Source organism: Pseudonocardia sp. ICBG1034 (assembly GCF_020131375.1).
GTDB lineage: Bacteria > Actinomycetota > Actinomycetes > Mycobacteriales > Pseudonocardiaceae > Pseudonocardia > Pseudonocardia alni.
In genome coordinates this window covers 1,542,418-1,565,458 of record NZ_JAHLEK010000015.1, presented here as the reverse complement: position 1 = coordinate 1,565,458, position 23,041 = coordinate 1,542,418, and the positions used below count along the sequence as shown (strand labels likewise).

The window sequence follows — 23,041 nt, the reverse complement described above, 5'->3', positions numbered from 1 at the left end:
CTCCGCGTCCGGGTCCCCGGTGGCCCCACCCCTCCTACCGATCCCGGACGCCGCGGATCCCGCCGGACCGGGATCGGTACCCGAGGCATCGACCCCGTACGAGGAGGCTCACCGATGGATCCCGCCGGATGGCTCGGGTACCCGAGCACCGAACGACGACGTGCCCGTGTGCTGGGTAGCAGCGTCGGCCCCCATGCCCGGCTCGGAGTGGGCGGCGCCGTCCTCGCCGGAGCCCTGGCCACCCAGCGACGGCGACGGCGCGGCCTGCGTACCGGCGCCCGCGATCTCGTGTCCACCGCGACCTCCGCGGCGGCCGCGCTGGCCGCGCACGGGTCCGGTGGTTCCCGCCCGGGCGCCGCGGACCGGGAGCGCGAGGCGGCCGCGGCCGAGCGCGCCCGGTTGGCCACCCCGGTCGACGTGCACCGGCCGGCCGTCGGCGAACGCTGGGTCACCGCAGTCGAGGTGGTGCTCGTCGCGTTCGAGTGGACGTTCTGGTTCGCGACCTGGGCGGCCGAGATCGACCGGAGGTCACCCTGGTACTCCCCGGCCTACGTGGCCGCCGGCCTGCTGGCGCTGGTCACCCCGCTGCTGGGCGTGGCCGGCGCGCGGCTGGGCGGCACCCTGGCCCACCGGTTGCTGCGTGGCTACCCAGGGGTCGGGCGCTTTGAGCGGATCGGCGCGGTCAGCGGTCTTTCGCTCGCCGCGGCGTCCGTGGCCGTGATCGGGTGGCTCGCGCACTGGCGGTTCACCGCGGGCGCCGGGATCGGCGCGGTGGCCGTGCCGGCGGCCGCCATGGCGCTGGTGTTCGGGCTCGTCGTCGTGCTCGACGTGCTGCTGCGCGCGTTGGGCGTCTCGCAGTCGCACCAGGACCGCGTCCGCCGCGACCGCGACGTGCGAGCCGACCGCCGGCGGACCGCCCGGGCCGCGGCCGCGGTGCTGGCCGCCGACGCGCGCACCCGGAACGCCTGGAACGTGCTGCGCACCCGGGTGCAGGACGCGCTGACCGCGGCCGAGCTGGTCGTCGTCGCGGGGGACACGCTGATCACCGACGCGGTCGTCGTCACGACGGCGGACGCACCCGCCGCCGTCGCGGGGCCCGCCGTCCCGGCGCACGCCGGCGGGGCCGAGGGCCGGGCGCTGCCGCATGCCGGGCGGCAGCGGATCCTCGACGGCGACCACCACATCCCGTTCCCGCTCCGGCACGTCGCGGACGCGATCGACGTCCTCGCCGCATACCCGCCGGCCGGGAGCGGCGACAGCGCGCAGATCCTCCAGGACCTGCGACGGCGACTGACCGCGGTGGGCGGGACCGGCGCCGCTCCGGTCGTCGTGCCGGCTCCACGGAGCGCGAACGGACACCGGATGCCGTGGCACGTCACTGGGAGCCGGTCGTGAGCGGGCCCGCCACACTGGGGCGCGGTACGGGCCTCAGCGACGCCCGCCTGCGCCGTACCGGATCACCGCGCCGGCTCTTCGCGATTCTCGCCGCGGTCGCGCTGCTGACCGCGGCGGGGTGGGCGCTGCTGCCGGAGCGCGACCGGAGCCTGGCCGGCCAGCGGCTGACCGGCGCCCGGGGGCCGTCCTGCCTGCGCCTGGTGATCGCCGTCGACGTCTCGGGCTCGATGGCCGGCTACGCCGGAGCCCGGGACAGCGCGCTCGCCCAGCTGCTCGGCTGGGCCGGCGACAACCTCCGCCCAGACGACGAGATCACGGTGGTCGACTTCGCCGAACGGTCCGCTGTCCGGCTGCCGGTGACCACCGTGGACGCGCTGCGCCCGGCGGACGGGGCGGTCGCGGCGGCCGTGCGGGACAGCCACACCACCTACCTCGGCCCGGTCCTGGACCAGGTGCGCGCGCAGCCCGGCGGGCCCTGCGACCGCGCGGTGCTGCTGCTGTCCGACGGCCTGCTCGCCGACCTGCCCGCGACCGCGGACCGCGGACGCGCCGTCCTCACCGCCCACGACGTGCACGACCTCGAGCTGCTCGCCCCGGGCGAGGACGTGGAAGTGCCCGCGCAGTGGAGCACCACCTTCCCCGCCGCCGCACCGATCCGGTTCGACGGCCACGACGCCGACGACACCGCCGTCGCCCTCGGCGGCGCGATCGCCGCCATCACCCGGCAGACCCTGGAGGAACGATGACTCGCCCGGCCCTGCTCAGCACCCTGCTCGCCCTTTTGATCGCCGTACTCACCGGGTGCGGTACCGCCGGAACGCACCCGGCGGCCACCCCCGGCGCCGACGCTGAGGACTGCGCCCGGATCCGCGCGGTACCCCCGCCGGACGGCGCGCCCCGCACGGCGCTGATCGTCGACGCGACCGCGTCCGGGCAGCCGCCCGTCCCGACCGGCGCCGTTCGCACCGGCCTGCGCGAGGCCGCCGGCGAGGGCGGCGTCCTCGACGTGATCGCCGTCGACGGCACGGGCGCCGCACCGCGCACGGTGCTGCGCGGGCTGGCCCTCGACCCGGCCCCCGGCGTGCAATCCGACCAGGCGGACCGGGCCCGCGCCCTCGTCCCGGACTGCGTGTGGCAGTTGGTCACCGGACCGGAGGCAGCTCCGACCGCTCCCGGGTCGGACCTCATTGGCGCGCTGAACGAGGCCGCGCGCTCCGGACCGGTGCGACTGCTGGTGATCTCCGACGGAGTGGCGACGGCCGGCCCCCTCGACCTCGGTGCGGCGGGGCTGGACGCCGACCCCGGTCAGGTCGCCGACCAGCTCGCCCGCGGCCTGCTCACCGACGGCCTGGACGGCGTCGCGGTGATCTGGTCCGGGATCGGTGGGACGGCGGATCCGCTGCCAGAGCCGGTGCGCGCGAACCTGGAGCGGATCTGGTCGGAGAGCCTGCTGCGGGCCGGGGTCCCCGCCGGCCGGCTCGTGATCGACCGCGAGCCCCTCCCTGAGGCGACGGCGGCTACCGGACTGCCCGCCGACATGGTGCCGGTCCCGGCGACCGCCACGGTCACCATGGGTAGCACGCGGACCGTGACCGTGCCGGACGCGGTGCTGTTCGCGCCGGGCAGCGCCGCGCTGCTGGACAGCGCCGACCGGGTGCTCGCACCGGTGGTCGAGGCGATGACCGCCGGGGCGCGGGTGACCGTCACCGGGCACAGCGCGGACTTCGGCGACACCGCCTACCAGGCCGGCATCTCGTCCCGCCGCGCCGGCGCCGTCGCCGACCGGATGGTCGCGCTCGGCGTCGCCCGGGAGGACGTGCGCGCCAGGGGGGTCGGCTCCACCGACCCGGCGGTGGACGAGTGGCCGGGTGGCGTGCACGATCTCGCGGCCGCCGCGGCGAACCGCCGGGTGGTGCTGACGATCGCCGGCTGACGGCCGTCTCAGCAGGCGGACATGCTGGTCGAGCCGCGGGCCGGGACGTCGATCCGCAGGCCGGACCCGTCGTCTGTCAGCGGCCAGGTCGAGGCCCAGCAGATCCGGCCGACCGGCAGGTCCGCCGGCGCGTCGGCGGGGTCCTGCGTGCTGACGAACCGCAGCCCCACCGCGACCCCGGACGCCGAGCTCGCCAGGCCGGTGACGACCACGTCGGAGTCGGTGGTGCTGCGGTAGTCCGCCCGCCACCGGCTGTCCGGCTGGTCCGCGGCCCGGCGGGCAGTGACGGTGCCCGTCCAGGTGGCGTGGTCCCCCTGGTTGATCGCCTCGAAGTGCCGGTTCAGCACGTCGACGACGGCCGCGGACTCCGGGTGGCCGGCCGCCGCCGTGTCGATCGAGACCAGCCCGCCGGCGGCCGGTACGGCCGGCTCCGCCGTCACCGACGGGCTGGCCGCGGTGGTCGAACCCGAACCCGTCGTCGGCCCAGTCGCGCTCCTGAGCTCGGGGATGCCGCGGAGCAGCACCGACGCCACCCCGGCCAGCAGGACGACGAGCGCGACGACCCCGACGGCGCCCCACAGACGGGCCGCGTCACCCTGCGGCACGACGGTCCTCCTCCACCCGCACGCGCTTGTCCGCGATCAGGTTCAGCAGCAGCCGGGCACTGCTCGTCGCGGACTCCAACTGCCGGGCGGTGATGCCCTCGAGCTCTCCGGGCCGGAAGCGGGTGCCCCGCTGTTTCGCCCACTCCCGGGCACTGCGCCCGGGGCGGGCCCCGGCCTCGTCGCTGCGCTGGAGGTAGAAGTGGCTGATCATGTGATAGACCTCTCCACGACCGTGTCCGAACAGGACCGCGACCGGGGACGCGCCCCATCGGCGGCGCAGCTCCCCGCTCTCCAGCAGCACGGTGACCCCCGACCACCACCGCACCCGGATCGGGTAGGAGCCGACCTCCAGCCACCACCGGGCGCTGTCGCCGCGCCCGAAGGCACCCTCGAGTAGGGGATGCGTCCCGCAGCCGGGCCGCACCCCGACGACCGCGTCGGCTGTGCTCCCGCCGGTCGGCTCGACCGTGCCGGGGAAGGCCTGCGCCACCAGCCGGTCCAGCGCCCAGTCGGTGGACAGCAGCGTCCCGCCCTCGGCGACGAACCGCCGGACCTCCCCGATCCCGGTACCGACGTCGCCGGGGCAGTTCGCGATCAGGATTTGGCTGGGGTCCAGCGTCGTTCCCGCCAGCTCGGCCGGCGGCAGCATCGTGTACGGCAGGTCGAGGCGGTCCAGGACGTCCTGCACCCGGTCGTACGCGCCGGGCAGGACGACGATGTCCTCGGCGCTCGTCCGGTCCACCGTCCGGCCGGCGTCGGGCCGGCTGCGGGCCAGGCCGGCCCGGGCCATCATCGCTCCGGCCTCGTAGTGCCGCAGGCGTTCCGCGGTCGGGCCCGGACCGGTAGGCGGCCGCTCGCCGGGCGCGGTCGCGGCGAACCGCCCGATCGGGCCCTCGACTGCCTCCGCGCAGGCCGACGCGTGCGGGCCGGCCGGGTACTGGGTGAGCCCGGCGACGCCATCAAAGTAGCGGCGGCGCGGGCTCACCGGGGCCCCCGCAGCGACGACGCCATCGAGGCGATGCCCGCGCGGAGGCCGGCCACGTCGTGCACCGTCCGTAACGGCCCCGCGTCCGGTTCTGAGGCGGAGTCCGGGAGGAGCGTGCGGGACAGGCACTCCGCCGCGCCCGACCCCAGACCGCGCACGACGAACCGGATCCCGAGTGCGCGGGCCTGTGCGGCGAGCTCAGCGACCGGCGCCTCCGGGCCGACGTCCCCATCGCCGAACACGCATACGACCCGGTCCCCGGGCCGCTCCCCCAACTCTGTGATCACCACCCGAAGTGTCGGGCACAGGTCGTTGCCGCCCGACGAGATGGCCGCGCGCAGCTGGCGCCCGACCTCCTCGGGCTCGGCGGTAACCGGAACATGACGCGCGACCCCGTGGTGCCACAACACGAGGCCGCACCGGTACCCGGCCTGGGCGGCCTCGTCCAGGAATTGGACACCGCCGAGTATCGCCTCCTCGAGCGGACGACCCGACATGGAACCGCTGACGTCGATGCACAGCAACGCGGTCGACGCGAGGTTAGCGGCGACTGTGCCCACGTGCGGACCGGGGGGGTACTGAGTGAGCCCGGCCGATCCGAAGTCGCGGCGAGCCCAAGACGCGAGCCCACTCACTGCCGGATCACCAGCGAGGCGGCTGTCGCCGACAGCCGCGAGGCGTCGGCGTCGTCCACGACGCCGTCGACGTAGGCCTGCAGGACCAGCTCCCGACGTTGCAGGACGTCGGTCGCCGAGACCGACAACCGGCCGTCGGTCCCGATGGCGAGTGTGACGTCGACCCGCGATCCGGCCGGCAGGTCGGCCAGGCCGGTGAACTCGCCGTCGAGCACCCGGCGGTTGTGGGCGACCTCCTCCGACGCTACGGCCCCGGCCTGCTCGTAGACCTGGATCCGCACCGCCGACTGGCGATCGACGACGGTGGCGAACGGCAGCGTGCGGCTGACCCCGAAGGCTGTGCCGGCCTCGAGCACGGGCTCGACGAACTCCCGCAGCCCGGCCGGGTCGTAGCTGTCGCGCAACAGGATCCCAAGGCCACGGGGCAGCACCGGGACGGTCTGCGAGTCGCCCGCCCGCACCGCGGCCCCGAGGGCGACGGCCAGCTCCGGGTCGGAGAGCAGCGGTGTCCGACCGAACCGAGCCGACAGCGCCGCGGACACGGCCGGGAGCCGGCTGGAGCCCCCGACCAGCACGATCTCGTCCAGCCCGGCTCCCCTTGCCCGGACGAGCAGCCGCTCAACGATCGCCATGGTGCGGTCCACCAGGTCCTGGGCCTCGGCGGCCAGCAACTCCCGGTCCACCTCGGTCCGCACGGTGTGCCCCTGATACCGCAGGGTCACCCGGTGGCGCTGCCGGCCAGACAGCGTCCGCTTGGCGACCTCGGCCAGCCCGAGCACCTCCTCACGCAGGGCCGGGTCGTCACGCAGATCGTCCGCGTCGACGTCGGCGGGCAGCCCGGCGGCCAGCCGGTCCAGCAGGACGTCGCCGAGCCGGTCGTCGATCTCGGCGCCGCCGAGGTGACTCTCGCCGTCGGTGGCCAGCACCGTGACCGTTCCGCCGGAGATCCGCAGCACGGTGCAGTCGAAGGTGCCGCCGCCGAGGTCGTAGACCAGCGCGGTCCGGTCCGTGGTGTCCGCGACGCCGTAATGCAGCGCCGCGGCCACCGGCTCCGGAACCAGGTCGAGGACCTCGATTCCGGCCATCCGCGCGGCCTGCTGGGTGGCCTCCTTCTCCCGGATGCCGAAGTATGCGGGGACGGTCACCACGGCGCGGACCGGCTCGTCCAGGTCAGCGCCGAGCGCGGCCCGGGCGTCGTCGACCAGTGCCCGCAGCAGCACAGCCGACACCGACTCGGGGGTGTGCCTCTCGCCGTGGAACTCCAGCGGGAATTCGGTGCCCATCCGCCGCTTGAAAAGCGCGACGGTGTGGTCCGGGTCGTGTGCGGCCCGTTCTTTGGCCATCCCCCCGACCAGCGCCTCCCCCGGGCCCGGGAACGACACCACGGATGGTGTGGTCAGCTCGCCGAGCCGGTTGGGCAGTACCCGCGCCCGCCCGGTGGCGTCCGGGGCAGCGACCGCGCTGTAGGTCGTCCCCAAGTCGATGCCGAGGATCACGGGAGCCCCAGGAAGTCGTAGACCTCTGCCATCACAATCGGGTCCAGCACCCACCACACGAGCACCGCGAGCAGGGCGAGCACGAGCAGAAGCAGCGAGAGCCGGAACGCCGTGTAGTGCGTCGGCACGGGGACCGACGGCGGCCGGCTCACGGAGTCACCGCCGGCTCCGGCGTAGGGACGGTCAGCCCGGAACGCGCGAGCAGGGTCAGCAGCGGCCGCGCCGCCGAGAGCGGGCCTGCCAGACCGCGCGCGTCGACGCCGGGGTCGCGCGAGGACACCAGGTGGTAGCTGACCGAACCGAAGTCGCGTTCCATCTCGTCCACGAGGTCCTCCATCTGCTGGTCCTGCAACCAGGAGCGCACGGCCGCCGAGTCGCTGTCGGCATCCAGGCCGGCCGCCGGGGGAAGGCCGAGGAGCAGGTCGGCCTTCACCACGGCGACGGCGAGCGGGAGCCGGGTCAGCGCGGTACCCGCGTCACGCATCCACAGCGCCGTCACCCGGTATGCGTCCGCCGGGTCCTGGCGCGCCGGATCCGCGGCGCTGAGACGCTCGGCGAGCGAGCCGCGCAACGCACCGGCCACCGACCGGACCGAGAACGGATCGACGACGAACACGAGCCCCTCGACGTCGTCGAGGAACCGCAGTGTGCTGCTCTGCTCCCGGTCGTAGTAGAACTCACCGGCCGCGTCGTAGAGGTGCAGCAGCGCCTGGCGCCGGCCGGCGGTCAGCCGCACGCTGACCGCGGCGGGCGGGGCGCCGGCGTCGGTCTTGGCGGTACGGGCTCCGGTCCGCATGATCTCCTCGGACTCGCGCAGCACGGCGTCGCTGTCCTCGCCCGCGGAGCGCATCGTGCCGCCGGTAGCAGCCAGGTGCCGGCCGAGGGCCACGATCCCAGCCCGCACCAGACGGGTCTTGCCCGCCGAGGCCGGGCCGAACACCGGCAGCGCGACGTCGGTCATCACCGCCGACCCGGTCTGCAGGTCACGCTCGCAGCTCTGACAGACCGGTGTCAGGCCGGCCGCGGCCTGCAGCACCGTCGTCGGCAGTCGCCGCCCGCACTCGCACCGACGGCTGAACAGTCCCTGGCGGCCGGCCCGGATGTCGAAGTGGACCACGGAGCAGCCGCACCGGTAGCCGGGCAGGGTGCCCCGGTGGTTGCAGCCCGACCGGTGGCAGGTCGCCTTGGCCCGGCGCAGGCTGCGTACCCCGGCGTCGACGGCGCGCAGCGCACCGGCGACGGTCAGCCAGAGCAGCCAGGTCACGCCGAGCGCGAGGACCACCACCCCGTAGACGACGAGGGCGGTGACCAGTACCGCCACCGTCCCCGAGATCAGCGCCGCTGCGGGGACCAGCAGCAGCGGACCGGCGACGAGCAACATCGGCGTCGCGGCGATCGGCGCGACCGCCCACGCCCAGATGGCGGCCACGACCTGCCCGGTGTACGCCGTCGTCGCCCGCAGGTCGTCCGGGGCCTGCGCGAACAGGTAATGCGCCCAGGCCCCGTCCCGCCCGCGTGGGGAGGACACCCGCGGCAGGCGCGTGCGTGCGTGGGCCGGGGTCACGGTCGGCGCGGCCGCGACGGTCGCGCCCAGCAGACCGGCCGCCAGCACGACGACGACCAGGAGCGTGCCGGCCACCACGCCGAACAGGGTCACCCACGGCAACATCGGCGCGACGACGTAGACGAACGCCTGGACACACAGCCAGACGTAGATGGCGACGGCGACGGCGACGGCGACGAAACCGAGTACGTACGGCACGGTCATCCCTCCCGTGACGAGGACTTGCCGGCGAGGCGGCGGGCGAGGCGCCGCAGCTTCCCGGACTGCTGCTCACGCACCCACTCCGACCAGGGCTTGCCCAGCCGGGTCTCATGTGCGCGTTCGATCCTGGCCAGCTCCCCGGCCGGGAGGCCGCGCACGGCGTCAGCGAGGTGTCCGCGCAGGATGCGGAAGTCGGCGGCCTGCTGCGTCGAGCGTGCGTCCCCACCGGTGAGCAGGAACACGAACGCCGCCGTGCGGCACTGGGCGTCGGTCGGCGTGCTGCCCGGCCGGGGCAGTCGTGACTCCAGCGCCTTGTACACCGGGCCGAGCGTCTCGCGCCGGCATCCCCCGACGAGCCCGAACGCGTGCGTGGTCGTCGCGGCCTCGAGCGCCTCGGCCAGCGACCCGGCGTGCGCCCGCAGGATCGCCAGCGGGGTCGTCTCCAGCACCCCGGCCATGGCCGGGAGCCTCAGGCGCAGTTTCCGCGCCGTGAGGTCGCGCTCGATCCGCCAGACGTCGCGGCGCTGGTCCTCGATCCGGCCGGCCAGACCGTGCAGCGGCACCTCCATCTCGATCAGCAGATCGACGATCTGCAGCTCGTCCGGGCCGGGCTCCGCGGCCCGTTCGACGACCTCGTGCGCCGCGCCGACGACGACCGCGGACGGCGCGAGCCGGCGCCGGTACAGCCCGTCGAGGACGACCCGCACATCGCCGGACGCCGGGGTCCGGGCGAACAGGACCGACCATGCCCGCGCCGCGGGGTCCGGGCCGCCGTCGGCGGCCACCGCGTCGAGCACCTGGTCCAGCACCGCCCACCGCTGGGCACCGGTGGCCCGGCCGAACGCGTACCCGGCCAGCGCCCGGTCCAGCGGGTCGGCCAGGTCGGCGCCGGGATGCCAGAGCACGCGACCCCACGCGCGGTGGATCGCGGCGTGCGCCCGCTCCCGGCCGGCCGGGTCGGGACCGGCCAGACCGGACCGCAGCACGTCCCGGACCTGGTCGAGCAGCTCCGCGGGCGCCGGCCAGCCGCCGTGCGCGAACTCGGGCTCCGGGCGGGTGACCCACCAGCGCGCGGCCCGGTCCAGCGTCGCCCCGTCGGCCCAGCCGGCCGACAGCTCGAGGCGGTGCCGGTCGGCCAGCGCGCACAGCGCCGGGATCCGGTCGACGTCGAGCCGGCGCACCGCGTGCTCGATCTCGGTCACCCCCGGCCGCGGGGTGCGCCCGCTGGCGCCGAGCGGTTCGAGCCCGCGGATCGCGGCGAGCGCGGCGAGCCCGGTCGACGCGGCCGCCACCTCCGCGACCTCGCGGGTGAGCAGCCCGGCCCGCAGCCGCTCGGCCGTCGCCCCCCAGTCCTTCGACGACGACGCGGCCACCAGCGTCCGCAGCACTCCCGCGTCCGGGCAGGTCTCGAGGACCGCCTCCAGCACGGTGTCACGGACCAGCTCGGTCGCCGACGCGGCCGACGTGCGCAGCCAGGTCGCCGCCGCCTCGACCTCCGCCGGACCCTGCAGCGGGCGGCCCGCTGCGGCGACGAGCGCGACCAACCGGTCGCTAGGGCCCGCGGCCGGTGCGCCGTCGGTGAACTGCCCGGCCAACTCGACCGCGTCCACGATGTCGAAGGCGTCGTCGTCGAGGAAGCGGGGAGCCCAGAACCGGGCCGCCTCGGTCTCCTCGATCTCGGTGTGGCGCATCGTGTCGAGGTCGAACACGGCCAGTCCGCTGCCGCGGTCGACACTGCGCCAGCGACCCGCCCACTCCGGGTGCAGGCCGATCACGTCGTGCTGCCCGCGCTGCGGGTCCGCCACGAAGATCTTGAACCCGATCGCGAGCGCGGCCCGGCGCGGGAGCAGCAGCGTCGCCCCGGCCAGCCAGCAGGCGGCCCGCTCCGGGTCCTCGGTCACCAGCACGACCGAGCGCCGGCGCTCAGGGTCGGCGAGGTGGTGCAGCGCGGACAGCAACGCGACGAGCGTCCCGCCCCCGCCGTCCGCCGCGCGCAGCCGCTGCTGGACCGTCTCAGTGTCCAGCGGTCCGGGCGCCGGGAGCGCCGGCAGCCCGGGAGCGTCGGTACCGGGCGCGGGTTCCGCGACCCACCAGGACGCACCCCAGAGCTGGGCCGGCCGGTGCGCCCCGTAGTCCTGCTCGTGCCGGGTGACCACGGCGTGTGTGAACTGGTTGCCCTCCCGGCTGCCGTTGGCCTCGCGGCCGAGGTAGCGGCCGGCCGCGGTGGCGTACAGCTCGCCGTTCGAGACGTGGGCCAGCGAGCGCGGGTAGTCGCCCACCGGCCGCTGCTCGCGCATCCATGCCGTCGGCGGTTCGTAGAGCGCACCGCGCTGGACCGCGGTCATCGCCTCGCTCGCGACGCCGGGGGTAGCGGCCTGGAACTGGAAGCCGGCGCCGCCCTGCAACCCCTGCCCGGGGACGCAGTCGGTGTAGTAGAGGGATCCGAACCCGGCGGTCATTCCGTCACCCGGTCGATCACGTTGAACCTGCTGAGCAGCCACAGGAGCGGCTCCTCCACCCGGAACGGGCGCACCCCGCCCTGGTCGACCGCCTTCGCCTCGTAGTCCGGCGGGGCACCGAGCGCGGAGACCGCGAAGTACCGGAAGGAGCTGTAGTTCAGCTCCAGCAGGTCGTCGATCTCGTCGGCGCCGTACTCGTAGAGCAGGGCCCGGACCTGCTCGTGGGTGTCCTGCCCGGCCGGCTCGTGGTAACCCGGCCGCTCCGGCGGGGCGCTCAGCAGCGGGTGGTCCGCGCCGAGCACCGGGAAGAACTCGTCCATCTTCGCGAAGACCACGGCCAGCGGCGTCGGGATCTTCTTGCGGGACTTCACCCGGTGCGTGGTCCGCAGCATCTCGGTGATCATGCCGAGCACCTCGTGCGGCGGGGCGGCGTCACGCTTGTTCTCCTCCGGTACGGAGATCCGGGAGCGGGCGCCGGGCAGCTGCCACGGGTCGAGCAGCAGCACCAGCCCGTCCGCGACACCGAGGTAGGTCTGGGTGTGGACCGCGTCCTGGCTGGTCTGGTCCTCGCCGGCGGCGTCGTAGAACGACAGCATGGTGGTGTCCAGCGTCGTCCGGCCGAGCCGGCGTCGCGGCTGCCGCCACTCGATCACCACCGGGGCCCGCATCCCGGCCTCCGCGCTGGCCGTCGTCTCGAACAGCTTGCCGTCGTCGAACAGCGTCTCCTCGTTGAGCTCCAGCCACTGCCGGGAGGAGCCCACCCCGCCCTGCTGGTCACCGACCAGCCGGATGCCGGCGTCGAAGCGCCGTCGCACCGTGGTCCGCAGCTGGTGGTGCAGCACGGCGGTGTACACGGTCTTGCCGGCGCCCTTGCCGCCGACGATCCCGATCATCGGGCTGCGGCTGTCGACGAACGTCGACGGCAGCGGCGTGTGGCAGGTCGGGCAGGCCCGGATCCCGGTCGACCCCTGGCACGTCGGACAGTCCGCCTGGGCCGGGCTGCCGAGCAGCGGGCGGGCCTCGACGGTGAAGACCGGCAGCATCGGGACGCTGATGTTGGTCAGCCGGGCGCGGTCCTCGTCGACCTTCTTCTCGCAGCGCTTCCGGACACCCGGGGCGCTGCGACCGCGGCACAGGTACGCCAGCCGCGACTGGTCGATCCGGTGGTAGCAGTACGGGCAGGCAACGGTGGCCATCACGACACCTTCATCTGGCTGACGGGTGGGTCGACGAGCAGCGCCGTCCCGGGATCGACGAGGAAGCAGCGCAGCCAGAACGGCTTGCGCAGGACCGGCGGCAGGGTGACCTCCGGCAGCGTCAGCGGGACGCCCGGTGTGACCGCGACCTGTCGGCGCAGGATCTCGACGCCGGCGTCGGCGTCGCGCGGCATGACCCGCCCGCTGGCGCCGACGAGCACGACCTCGACGCCGGGGACCGGTACGTCGGCATCGAAGGTGACCGTGCACCGCAGCCCGCCGAACATCCGGTTTCCGCTGCGGTGCAGCCGGTAGCCGAGCCGGGGCGGGCGGTCGTCGACCTCCACCGAGACGGCCGGGGCACGGGTCTCGTCCCCGATTCCGCCGAGCACGAGCGCCCCCACCTCGACCCGCCGGACGTCCGGCACGCCACGCAGCAGGCAGCCGCCCTCGTTGCGGTACTGGGTGACGGTGATCCGTCGCCGGCCGCCCGGCCAGAGCACCTCGGCCTCGGCGACGGCGTCCGGCCACAGCCAGGTGACCTGCACGTCGTCGCCGAAGCGCTGGGCCTGCACCCGGCGTACCGGGTCGGTGAGGTCGACGACCTGCTCCGCGCCCCGGACGGCCTCGCCGGTCCCGACCGTGAACGCCACGCAGTAGGACCGCCCCGGCGGCACGGGGGCGGTCAGCACGGTGGAGCGGCCGCGTTCGGTGAGGTCGCCCCCGAGCTCGCGGCCCCAGCCGCTCAACCGGTCCAGCGGGACCGTGGCGCCGTACTCCCACGGGCAGGGGACGTCGGCACGGCGCACGACGACGTCGCTGCCCGGCCGGGTCTGCCAGGACAGCCGCAGCGCGAGCCCGTCCCCGGTGACCGAGTTCGCCTGCATCGTGGGGACCGGCTTCGCCGCCAGGCGGGTGGCCCCGTTCGTCGCGACCGGCTCCGAGCGCAGCACCGTGCCGTCCGTCGCCCGGTAGCAGGCGACGACCGAGTAGCGGTACCGGACGCCGTCCACGGCACCGGTGTCCCGGAACCCGCGGTCCCGCTCCACCGGGACCGGATCGCCCCTCCCGCCCGACGCCGAGACCTCGGTGCGGCGCACATCGACCCCGATCGCGTCGGGGTGCAGGGTCCACCTCCCGGTGACGACGCCGTTCCCGCCCTCGACCCGCAGGTCCCCGACTGGCGGGACGACCCAGGCCTCGGCCGTGCACGGCCGCGACCACCGTCCGCCGGGCGTGCGGGCGAACACGGCGTAGTGCAGGGGGCGCCCGACCGGCGGCGCGGTGTCGGTGACCGGTCCGGCCCCGGTACCGGGCAGCGCGACGCCGTCGCCTGGGTCCGCGGGGGCACGCCCGGTGCCACGGACCGCCGCGAACTCGGTGTCCGGCCGGTGGCCCGGCGCCGGGCGCCACGAGATCCGCACGCCAGTGCCGGCCGCCGCCGCCGAGACCGCCAGTACCGGCGCGGCCGGGACCGCGCCGGCCTCCTCCGCCAGCCCGGGCAGGTCCACGGCCAGGCCGAGTGCCTGCCCCAGCAGTGACCCCGCCTCGTCTTCACGGCCGCTGCGCAACGCCTGCCGGGCCCGCTCTCGCAGGTCCTCCACCGAGCTGCGCTGCCGGCGCGCGGCCGCGCGGGCCTGCTCCCCGTCGTCGCCGGCCAGCGCCGCGGCCGCCTGTTCGGCGGCGACCAGCCTGCCCTCGGCCAGGAGCTCGTGCACGACGCCCGCCGGGTCCCGCACCGGAGAGCCGGACTCCGCGAACACGCTGACCGCGAGCAGCGCCGCGTCGTCCTTCCCGAGCCGTGCGGCGGTGAGCATCGCGAACAGCACCCGCGGCGGCGCACCCTCCGCACGTTTGGTCCGGACCGGGGCGAGCAGCAGGACCAGCGCGATCCGGGTGAGGTCCGAGCCGGCCTTCGTCTCGGTGGCGAGCAGGCCCACGGCCTCCTTCTGTGCCCGGACCTCCGGGCTGTCCGGCCGCTTCTCCAACTCCAGCGCGCGGCCGGTGACGGCCCCGCCGGCGAGCGGGCGGCCGGCCACGGTCAGGCCGGCGACGATCTCGAACGACGTCAGGTCCGGCACCAGCAGCTGGGCGACGCTGCCCACACCGGCCCGGGCCAACGCGTTCGCGAGCGTCTCGGGCCGGCCCCGCATCACCCCGGACGTCGGCAGCTCGACCGGCTCCACCACCCGCAGGCCCGCCGTGTCACGGGCCCGCTCCACGTCGGCCTCGGTCAGGGCGGTGTGCCCGGCCGCGACCGCCCGCAGCTGCCCGGCGGTGAGCACGCCCAGCGGGGCGTACATGTCGTCGAGCTGCTCGGCCACCTCGGCGACGGCACCGCCCAGGCGCGCCTCGCGCTGCGCGGCGTGCGACCGCCAGAACGCGGCCGTGGTCAGCGCGTCCCCCGCGGAGACGTGCTTCTCGTGCTCGCGCAGCAGCAGCTGCGCGACCATGCCGATCGGGCTGCCCGTCTTGAGCGCGTGCTTGTTCCACAGCCGCACGACGCTGTCCACCCGCGCCTTCACGGCCGCGTCGTCCATGCCGGACTCGACCGCGTACCGGCCCGGCAGGTCGTCGGGCAGGTGCGGCATGCTGCGGCGCAGCGGCTTGAGGACGGCGTCCTCGTAGGCCCTCGGGTCGAACGCGGTCACGGTCAGCTCGACACCGAGATCTTCGAGACGGCGTCGATCGCGTCGCTCACCTCGGCGGCGGTCAGACCGACGTTCACCTCGATCACGCAGTTCTGGCCGGTGCCGCGCTCGGTGGCCGTGACCTTCAGCAGGCCGTCGACGTCGACGGACAGCAGGATGTCGACCTTGGCGGTCTGCCCCGGGGGCTGGGGCGGGATGCCCCTGATCAGGCCCGTGCCGTCGACGTTGAGCACCCGGTTGTTCGCCGCGAGCTCCTCGTCGGCGACCGCGCCGGCCTGCTCGTAGAGCTCGATCTGCACCTGGGTCTGGGCCGAGTGCGTGGTCTGTGCCGGGAGGTGGCGGTCGACGACCGGCAGCTCGTCGTTGGCGTGGGCGAGGTGGAAGACGTAGTCGCGGGTGGCGTCGTCATTGTCCTGCAGCTTGATGCCGAACGCCTTGGGCAGGACCGACGTGGTCTGCTTGTCGGTCAGCCGGGTCATCGCGGCCTCGGACATGCCGAAGTCGCGGGCGGCGCGGCGCACGACCTCCGCCGCCTGCTCCTCGGCCTGCTCCGGGGTGTCCGCGTTCTGCTGGGCCTCCTGCTGCTGCCGGTACACCACGCGGGACAGGCCCCACAGCGCCGCGCCCTTGGCCACCGCCAGGTCCGGGTCGTGCAGCTTCGGGGTCCAGCCGAACTCACGGGTCAGCCGATCGGCGACCATCGGCATCTTCGTCGACCCGCCAACCAGCAGCACCTCGTCGATCCGGGTACCGGGAGCCTTCTCCTCCAGCGCGGCCAGGGTCCGCTTGACGATCTCCGCCGAGCGGTCGAGCAGGTCCGCGGTCATCGACTCGAACTCGGCGCGGGTCACGTCGATCTTGGCCGCGGCGCCGGCGAAGCGCAGCTGCACCGACCGCGACTCCTGCAGCGAGAGCTGCTTCTTCAGGTCCTCGACCTTGATCGCGACCTCCTGCAGGAACTCGTCGTCGTCCTGCGGCGGCTCCTCGGGCCGGGCCGTCTCCACGAAGCGCGCCAGGACGTGCTCGGAGAGCCGCTCATCCCAGTTCGCCCCGCCCAGGTTCGTGGCGCCGTCCGTGCACACGACGGTGATCTCCTTGCCGCGTACTTCGATCACCGTGGTGTCGAACGTGCCGCCGCCGAGGTCGTAGACCAGTACCGTCTTGTCGGCGCCGCCGCTGGTGAGGTCATAGTGCACGGCCGCGGCCACCGGCTCGGGCAGCACGCCGACGACGTCCAGCCCAGCGATCAGTCCCGCCTTCTGGGTTGCCTCCTTCTGCCGGACCCCGAAGTAGGCCGGGACCGTGATCACGGCCTGCTCGACGGGGCCCTGGGTGTGCGCCGCCGCGTCCGCGGCCAGTCGCTTGAGGATCAGCGCCGAGATCGACTCCGGGGTGTAGGCCTTCCCGTGGAACTCGAGCTCGATCTCGTCGCCCATCCGGCGCTTGATCAGCTTGACGACGTTGTCCGCGTCGATGAACGCCGACTGCTTGGCCGTCTCACCGACCACCACGTTGTCCGGCGTCTCGAAGTGCACGACCGACGGCGTGATCTCCGCGCTGTTGTCGTTGCGGCACACCGTGGGGCGGCCGGTCTCGTCGATGTAGGCGATGGCCGAGTAGGTGGTACCGAGGTCGATGCCGAAGACCCGGCCGGTCCCGCTGGTGGCGTCAGTCATGGGGGGGCACCTCGCTGGTGGCGGTGGAGGGGGTGTCGAGAGGGGTACCGATCCCGGTCCGCGTCTCCGCCGGCGTCGCGCCCTCGGCGGCGGGCTCGGTCAGCCGGTGTAGCACGACCCGGGCCGGGGCGACGACCTTGCCGCTGTCGGTCTCGGCGTAGCCGTCCGCGACGACGTCGGCCACAGTGGCGTCGAGGCTGGGGTCGGCTGTCGGCAAAACGGAGGCGACCCGGTGGCGCTGCGCGACGAACGGCGACCCCGGCTCGACGACTAGCGGCTCGGCGCCGCACCCCTCGAGCGTGTCGGCGACACTGTCCGCGAAGGACTCCAGGAGGCTCGCGAACCGCTCGACGGTCGTGTCCGGGCGCAACGAGCGGGCCTGGCGGCGGAGGTCGTTGCGCAGCCGCCCGAGCTCGACGATCACCGGCCGCATCACGCCGATCCGCTCGACTGCCTTGAGCCGCTCGATCTCAGCATGCTGGCGGTCGATCACCCGTTCGCGGGCGGCGGCGCGCTCTGCGCCGTCCTGCAAAGCACGGGCGGTCCCGGCGAGCGTGGTCTCGATCCTCTCTATAAGATCGGCGACAGGATCCTGTGTGGTCCTGTCGGCTGGCTCTCCAGCCAGGGGTGGGGCGGCCTCCGACGCTACTGGCGCGACGCCGCGGACCACCAGGTCGGGACCGTCGTTGGGACGCCCTGGAAGGTCGTGGCTGTCATCATCCCGATCATCCGGCGAAGTGTCGGGGTGATGATCGGACGAGCGGTGCTCGGGCATGCTTCATTCTCCGAGAGGGCGATGGCCGGATCGACCAGAGGTGAGAGTTCCGAACGGAGGCATCGTCACCAACCTCGGTCGACCCGAAACTGGCGTTACCCTTCGGCCTTGACGGACAGGAGGACAGGCGTCCGCCGCATCGCGAGGAATGGGTCACCGACATGCATCCGATCGCCGCAAGGGCCTCTTTGGAGCCCGAGAAGGCCGCAGTGCGGTAGGGACCGGATCCTGGTGGTTGATCAGACCCACCGCGGGCTCGATGTTGGTGGCCGCACCCCCTGGCGCCCCGACCTGAATTTCCGGCGTCGTAACGAAGTCGGGCGCAACAGTTCTGTGGCCGGAGTGTCGAAGTCGAGGGTCGTCTGGATCTCCGGGGTTTGGCGGCAGTTCGCACCACAATTGATGCACGCGAACGCTCGATAAGACTGACGCCTAGCGGCTCGACATGATGCCGCGGACGTTGGACAGGTCCAGCTCGCCAGCCTCGGTCACGCCCGGCCAGCAGTACGCCTCCTGCTCCCCCACGAGCAGCCGGAACTCCTGCGCCCCTTCTAGCTCCGCGCGCCGGTACAGCGCCTCCACCGCCTCGTCCCGCGCGTCCTGCCAGCCGACGCCTTCCCCCGCGTCAGTCCAGTTGACGTTCTCGGCACCCGACCTCAGTACGCCCACTCGCCATCGCATGAGCCGAGCGTGACGCGCAGCGCCCCGGCCGCGCCAGCCGCCGGGGCGAGTTGTCCACATGTCGATCATGCACCGCGCTCGGGGCCTCGGACGGCGAGCAGATCGGCGGCGATCCGCCACGCGTGGAGCATCGACGAGTATGCGACCGCGTCGGCCAACTCCCACGGCACCGGACCGGCATGGACACGCAGCATCGGCGGCAGGTCCCGGCCGGGCTGTGCGGTCATCACCTCGGTCGTCACCGCCGGGGTTCCGGCGAACCGCACCATCGCCGACAACAACCACGGCCCGGTCACCATCGACAGACGTCGCGCGACGGGGAGTACGTGCGATAGCCCACGCGCCAGCGGCGCCGCCGCTGCCCACTTCCCGGCGATCGTCAACGCGGTCAGGTGCGTAGACATGTAGACCAGGATCGTCCCCAGCGACATCTCGAGCTGTTGCTGAGGTGTACCGGCGAATCGCAGGTCGACCCGCGTCGGGACGAGCCCGGCGACGCGGACCGCGATCGACCCGAGCGAGGAGAACCCGCGCGTCACGTCCTCTCGGCGACAGTGGTCGTCGTGCTGGTGGTGACGTAGTTCCGGCTGCTCGCCATGCTGGCCTCCGATCGACGTCGGGCCTGTCGGCCCGGGTACCCCTTGGGGTGGCGGGGCGCTTGTTCCCCGCCGCCGCAAGGCGTCCCCGCACGGCCGACGAGACTCACGCTCAAGGGCCGGTCGCCGAAGGCGACGCGTAGCGCAAGCCGGAGCGCCCTTGAACGTGAGACCGGCCGTGCTAAGCCACCGGGCCGGCAGGCCACGCCGCAGGCGTTCCATAAGAGGTCTTGGCCGTGCGGCTTTGAGCCGAGCGTTCCCCGGATGGATCGCAGGACGCATTCACAACCCGGCTCAGCGACGTGGCACCAGCTTCGTGCGGGTGCGCCGTCCGCTCGCGCCTCCGGCGGTCGTGCCGTCGGTCGGCTGATCGACGCCGAGGACCTCGGCCGCGTGCGCTTGCCACGCTTGGGCGTTGGCACCCTCAAGATCGTCTGTCCACATGAGCACACCGTTTGGCCCGCCACCCTCAGAATGCGGACGGATGCCGTTCTCGGCATACCAGACCTTCTTGAGCTCCCACTTCCGAGCGTAGTCGGGATGGTCCAGCATTCCCGCGTGTTCCCAATACACGGTCTGACCGGATAGGGTCGTGATCGTGAAGTCGGGTAGGACTTCCCGTCCGTCGGATCCGCTCAGGGGCCGCTCGTACTCCCATCGTCCCGGTGCGAGCTGGTCCAGTAAGCCAGCGATGATCACCTCGTTCTTCGACGCCATGGGGACTCCGTTCGCCGCAACGTGTAGCAGCTTGCGGTCGTAGCGTCGGGCCTGACCACGCAGCTTGATCGAGACTGGATCTGGCGTGGCAAACAGGTCGGTGAGGCGTCGGGCCGTCTCGGAGCGCCACGGGGCCGCGAGGTCTCGTAGGTCCGCGAGCGTGCCCTCGTGAAGGATCACGACGCGCTCCCGCTGCCGGGTCAGCGCCGTGTACATCAGCTCACGGGAGACGTTCGCGCGTGCCGGGAGCACAACGAACGTCGTCCCGAACTCCGAGCCCTGCGACTTGTGCACGGTGACTGCCCACGCCAGTTCCAGCGGCGGGTCCTCGCGGGACGTCGGCCGGTAGCCGTACTGGGCCCCGGGCTGCGAGGAGAACTCGACGTTCAACCACAGGGATCGCTTCGGGCGCTTCTGTGCGGCCGTGAGGCGTCCGATCCCGACCCCGATCTCGCCGTTGGCAACATAGCCCTGCTCCCTCGACGGCCACGCCTTCATCCGCTTGTTGACGGTCTGCATGACCTTGTCGCCCCGGACGATCTGCTCCGGCCCGACCGGCGAGGCGATGTTGTACTTCCGCCACTTTTGGGCGAACTCTGTGTCGCTTGTTCGGTAGGTGCGCTTGACGTGTCGGTTCAGCTCGACAGTTCCGTAGACGCGCGAGCGGGTCGGCGAGAGGATCTGCCAGCTCTCGACATCCTGGGCCGCGCCGGGTTCCCAGTTGAGATACTGGCCGTTCTCGGTTCCCCCGTAGGTGAGGGCGAACGCCCGTTCCGGGTCGGGGTGGGCGTCCAACGGCAGCTCCTGGCTCATCACGTCGGCGAGCACCGCGGTGGCGCTCCGATCGCCCCATGGCTCGTAGCGCAGCGTCGGTCGATCGGGATCCTCTACGAGGTCACCCCAGATGGCGTCATCCGCGGCACCGAGGCCACCGTTGCCGAACCACGCTGCGAGTTCGAGATCGTGCCGCGGCCCATCCACGCTGCCGTCCGGCAACTGGCGGCGCGGGACCTGCAGCTCGACGTAACCCGGGGCTACCCGGGTCCAGCCGTCGAAACTCTCCGGGCACAGCTCGGCCACCAGATCGACGAACGGCCGGCCTGGCCCGATCGGAGGAAGCTGGCGAGGGTCCCCGACCAGGATGAGGCGGCGGACCCCCGCTAGGGCATCAAGCGTGGCTGCGAGCATCTCCTCGGTGAGCATCGACGCCTCGTCGATCACCACCAGCCCAAAACCCTGCCGAGGCGCGGTGTCGCCGAGCACCCGATACCGCCCGGTAGCGCCATCGTACCGGCCGGAGGGCGTGAGGAAAGACGCGAGCGTCCGCGCCTCCCGTCCGATCTTCGACCCCAGCTGGACCTTCGCCTTGCCGGTCGGCGCCAGTAGTAGCAGGCCGCCGTCGGCCACTCCCGGGACCTCTACGAGCGCCTTCAGCAGTTTCGTCTTCCCCGTCCCTGCCGGCCCGATCAGTACCGACAGTGGAGAGCAGTACAACGACGACAGCCCTTCGGCCTTCTCCTGCCGTGCCCGCTCCTCCAGCTCCGAATCCGTGCCCGCCGTCGGTGCCCGCACATCCTCGTCGCCGTCGAACGTCGCGTCGAGGATCTCCCGCGCGTCCGGGAGCGCCCCGAGCGCCGCGTGTCCCCGCTGCTGCTCCAATGGCTCCCGGACAGCGCGGGTGGTCTCCTCAAACCGTGTCAGCTTGAAGGCGTGCGCGTCGCCGCCCAGCTCGATGCTGTAGAGCGGCGACCAGTCCGGCAGGTCGAGGACCGCCTCATGATCGAGCCCCAGACCGATCAAGACCTGCAGGGTGAGCGTCGCGGGTTGGCCGAGGCTCGTCTCGTTGGCCGCGTCAATCGCTTCCAGGACCGGTACGACTGTGTCTCCCTGGGCTCCCTTGCGCTCGATCACCTCGGCGAGCAGTGCCTCGATCCGACGCCGGTCCAGCGGGCCGTCCAGCGAGACCTCGGCCGGAACCACCGGAGACCACGGAACGTAAGAGGGCGGGTAGAGCGCCCGGTCCACTGTCGCGAACGGGACACGCTCGGCCATGCCGTGCGTGCACGTGTTCGCGAGATAGGGGTTGACGAGCAGGTCCTCCGGCGGCAGAGGGACGTCGGTCTGGTCGCTCATCAGCAGCCGTACCGTCTCGACAGACAGGTCGAATCCGGAGAGCAAGCGAAGCACCGAGCGATGCTCGGCCTGGAGCTTCGACCAGATCCGGCGAACCGGCTTCACCAGGTGCGAGGCGAGTGCCTCAGGCATCACTGACGGATCATCGAGAACGGCGTCGAGCAGCGGCCATGGGTCTCTTCCACTCGGGTCGGACGTCGTGCAGCCGCGGACCGCCCTGGTCGCCGCGAGCGGCTCGGCGACACCCAGGTAGCCGAGTACCGCTGAGAGCCCCGGCACCGGGCCGCGAGCCAACCAAAGCCGCCGCGTCTGCTCGGCCACCCAATCCAGCGCACGGTCCGGCACCTCCACACCGAGTTCGCGTATGCCGTACGCCGCACGCTCCAGCGAAGCCAATGACTCGATCGCGGCGTCGTCCGAGACGTGCTCGGTGACGTAGGAGAACTCGACCTGCCGACCCTCGGGCGCCCAAGCCAGCGCCCCGTCGACGGCGATCCCGTTATCCAGTAGGGGGATCAGCTGCTGGTAAGGGAGCAGGATCCCGTCGTCCATCGCCGGCCGGAGGCTGTGTTCCACCACCGTCTCCCACATCGACGAGGAGAACGGCGGGGCACCGGATTGGTTCCACATCGGCGGCGCGGTAACCCCCGAGACCCGGGCCGCGCCAACCAGCAGCCGGTCCGTCCGCTGCTCCTGCAGTGGCGAATGCTTGAGGTACACGAAGACTAGGGAGTCCTGCGGGACGACCGACTCAAAGAACGAGGACAGGACGGCCCGCTGGTTGCCCCCATCCATGACCCAGGCGACACCGTCGAAACCGACGACTTCGTCCACCGCGGCCTCGGCCGCGCCGTCGTACCCGGCGATCCTCCCGAGGCCCACCTCGTTGGTGAGCAGGGACCGATTCAGCCAGCGGAACGGAACCGCCTCGAACGCGTAGCCCGGCATGGTGACGTCGGTCGGGTGCAGATGGTTCTGCAAGGCGCGGTTCCGCGCGTACGGGTGGGTCTTCGTGACGGTGTACCCAACCGGCGACATGAACGTCGCACGCTCGCTCAGGCACGGCAGGCGGTCCTGATCCAGCGTGTCGATCGCGGCGCCGGCGTGCTCGACCTCGAACGCGTCCTCCCGACGCGGTCCAACGTTGGCCAGCAACGTGCAGGACGAGTTGCCCAGCGGATCGTCACACACGAACTGGTCCCACGGCCGGTCCCGCCACGGGACACGCATCGACAGATGGTGCACGCCACTCATACGAATGACCTACCACCTAGGACCGACAGCGCCAACAACCGGGTCTACTCGGGCCTCGCGCCGCCCCAGGTGCAGCGGGAGCCGTGGTG

The 23,041-nt window shown here is 73.2% G+C and carries 17 protein-coding genes; 3 read left to right on the top strand and 14 right to left on the bottom strand.

Annotated features, from left to right (window positions below):
- Positions 1-114: 114 nt before the first annotated feature.
- From KPF22_RS08840 to KPF22_RS08830, 3 genes are read left to right on the top strand one after another with little or no spacing between them, the layout of a single operon-like run.
- Positions 115-1,395 (top strand): hypothetical protein, encoded by a 1,281-nt coding sequence (locus KPF22_RS08840; RefSeq protein ID WP_224401696.1) that lies wholly within the window; start codon positions 115-117, stop codon positions 1,393-1,395.
- A complete protein-coding gene (locus tag KPF22_RS08835; RefSeq protein ID WP_224401695.1) occupies positions 1,392-2,141 on the top strand; it encodes a vWA domain-containing protein in 750 nt (249 codons plus the stop codon). The genes KPF22_RS08840 and KPF22_RS08835 overlap by 4 nt, the downstream gene beginning before the upstream one ends.
- Complete coding sequence (locus KPF22_RS08830) at positions 2,138-3,328, top strand: OmpA family protein (RefSeq protein WP_224401694.1); 1,191 nt, start codon at positions 2,138-2,140, stop codon at positions 3,326-3,328. The genes KPF22_RS08835 and KPF22_RS08830 overlap by 4 nt, the downstream gene beginning before the upstream one ends.
- An 8-nt stretch (positions 3,329-3,336) precedes the next feature.
- Here the strand turns inward: KPF22_RS08830 and KPF22_RS08825 are convergent, their stop codons facing one another.
- The 14 genes from KPF22_RS08825 to KPF22_RS08760 form a co-directional block, all read right to left on the bottom strand.
- On the bottom strand, positions 3,337-3,933 hold the full coding sequence (locus KPF22_RS08825) for a hypothetical protein (protein WP_224401693.1): 597 nt from the start codon (positions 3,931-3,933) through the stop codon (positions 3,337-3,339).
- Complete coding sequence (locus tag KPF22_RS08820) at positions 3,920-4,918, bottom strand: hypothetical protein (protein WP_224401692.1); 999 nt, start codon at positions 4,916-4,918, stop codon at positions 3,920-3,922. Before KPF22_RS08820 ends, KPF22_RS08825 begins: the two co-directional genes overlap by 14 nt.
- A complete protein-coding gene (locus KPF22_RS08815; RefSeq protein ID WP_224401691.1) occupies positions 4,915-5,478 on the bottom strand; it encodes a VWA domain-containing protein in 564 nt (187 codons plus the stop codon). The genes KPF22_RS08820 and KPF22_RS08815 overlap by 4 nt, the downstream gene beginning before the upstream one ends.
- A gap of 71 nt (positions 5,479-5,549) precedes the next feature.
- Positions 5,550-7,049, bottom strand: coding sequence for an Hsp70 family protein (locus KPF22_RS08810; RefSeq protein WP_224401690.1), 1,500 nt, complete (start codon positions 7,047-7,049; stop codon positions 5,550-5,552).
- Positions 7,046-7,201 (bottom strand): hypothetical protein, encoded by a 156-nt coding sequence (locus KPF22_RS08805; protein ID WP_224401689.1) that lies wholly within the window; start codon positions 7,199-7,201, stop codon positions 7,046-7,048. The genes KPF22_RS08810 and KPF22_RS08805 overlap by 4 nt, the downstream gene beginning before the upstream one ends.
- A complete protein-coding gene (locus tag KPF22_RS08800) occupies positions 7,198-8,817 on the bottom strand; it encodes a hypothetical protein (protein WP_224401688.1) in 1,620 nt (539 codons plus the stop codon). Before KPF22_RS08800 ends, KPF22_RS08805 begins: the two co-directional genes overlap by 4 nt.
- Positions 8,814-11,273 carry a GTPase-associated protein 1-related protein gene (locus KPF22_RS08795; RefSeq protein WP_224401687.1) on the bottom strand — a complete coding sequence of 820 codons (2,460 nt, stop codon included), beginning with the start codon at positions 11,271-11,273 and terminating at the stop codon, positions 8,814-8,816. The genes KPF22_RS08800 and KPF22_RS08795 overlap by 4 nt, the downstream gene beginning before the upstream one ends.
- The gene (locus tag KPF22_RS08790) at positions 11,270-12,469 is read right to left on the bottom strand and encodes a zinc ribbon domain-containing protein (RefSeq protein ID WP_224401686.1); all 1,200 of its coding nucleotides are present in this window, start codon (positions 12,467-12,469) and stop codon (positions 11,270-11,272) included. The genes KPF22_RS08795 and KPF22_RS08790 overlap by 4 nt, the downstream gene beginning before the upstream one ends.
- Positions 12,469-15,120, bottom strand: coding sequence for a hypothetical protein (locus KPF22_RS08785; RefSeq protein WP_224401685.1), 2,652 nt, complete (start codon positions 15,118-15,120; stop codon positions 12,469-12,471). Before KPF22_RS08785 ends, KPF22_RS08790 begins: the two co-directional genes overlap by 1 nt.
- Positions 15,121-15,122: 2 nt before the next feature.
- Positions 15,123-16,796, bottom strand: a complete 1,674-nt coding sequence (locus tag KPF22_RS08780) for an Hsp70 family protein (RefSeq protein ID WP_224401684.1) — start codon at positions 16,794-16,796, stop codon at positions 15,123-15,125.
- Positions 16,789-17,571: a nucleotide exchange factor GrpE gene (locus KPF22_RS08775; RefSeq protein ID WP_224401683.1), complete on the bottom strand. Its 783-nt coding sequence runs from the start codon at positions 17,569-17,571 to the stop codon at positions 16,789-16,791. The genes KPF22_RS08780 and KPF22_RS08775 overlap by 8 nt, the downstream gene beginning before the upstream one ends.
- Positions 17,572-18,003: 432 nt before the next feature.
- Positions 18,004-18,252 carry a hypothetical protein gene (locus KPF22_RS08770; RefSeq protein WP_224401682.1) on the bottom strand — a complete coding sequence of 83 codons (249 nt, stop codon included), beginning with the start codon at positions 18,250-18,252 and terminating at the stop codon, positions 18,004-18,006.
- A 65-nt stretch (positions 18,253-18,317) separates the two neighbouring features.
- Positions 18,318-18,791 carry a hypothetical protein gene (locus KPF22_RS08765; RefSeq protein WP_224401681.1) on the bottom strand — a complete coding sequence of 158 codons (474 nt, stop codon included), beginning with the start codon at positions 18,789-18,791 and terminating at the stop codon, positions 18,318-18,320.
- 351 nt (positions 18,792-19,142) lie between these two features.
- Entirely contained in the window at positions 19,143-22,952 is a 3,810-nt protein-coding gene (locus tag KPF22_RS08760; RefSeq protein WP_224401680.1) for an ATP-dependent RecD-like DNA helicase, read from the bottom strand.
- Positions 22,953-23,041: the final 89 nt, after the last annotated feature.

Bases quoted from the DNA above. Each gene is read 5' to 3' on its own strand.
- KPF22_RS08770 (WP_224401682.1), bottom strand. From the start codon at position 18,252: ATGCGATGGCGAGTGGGCGTACTGAGGTCGGGTGCCGAGAACGTCAAC.
- KPF22_RS08780 (WP_224401684.1), bottom strand. From the start codon at position 16,796: ATGACTGACGCCACCAGCGGGACCGGCCGGGTCTTCGGCATCGACCTC.
- KPF22_RS08775 (WP_224401683.1), bottom strand. From the start codon at position 17,571: ATGCCCGAGCACCGCTCGTCCGATCATCACCCCGACACTTCGCCGGAT.
- KPF22_RS08830 (WP_224401694.1), top strand. From the start codon at position 2,138: ATGACTCGCCCGGCCCTGCTCAGCACCCTGCTCGCCCTTTTGATCGCC.
- KPF22_RS08760 (WP_224401680.1), bottom strand. From the start codon at position 22,952: ATGAGTGGCGTGCACCATCTGTCGATGCGTGTCCCGTGGCGGGACCGG.
- KPF22_RS08800 (WP_224401688.1), bottom strand. From the start codon at position 8,817: ATGACCGTGCCGTACGTACTCGGTTTCGTCGCCGTCGCCGTCGCCGTC.
- KPF22_RS08790 (WP_224401686.1), bottom strand. From the start codon at position 12,469: ATGGCCACCGTTGCCTGCCCGTACTGCTACCACCGGATCGACCAGTCG.
- KPF22_RS08840 (WP_224401696.1), top strand. From the start codon at position 115: ATGGATCCCGCCGGATGGCTCGGGTACCCGAGCACCGAACGACGACGT.
- KPF22_RS08795 (WP_224401687.1), bottom strand. From the start codon at position 11,273: ATGACCGCCGGGTTCGGATCCCTCTACTACACCGACTGCGTCCCCGGG.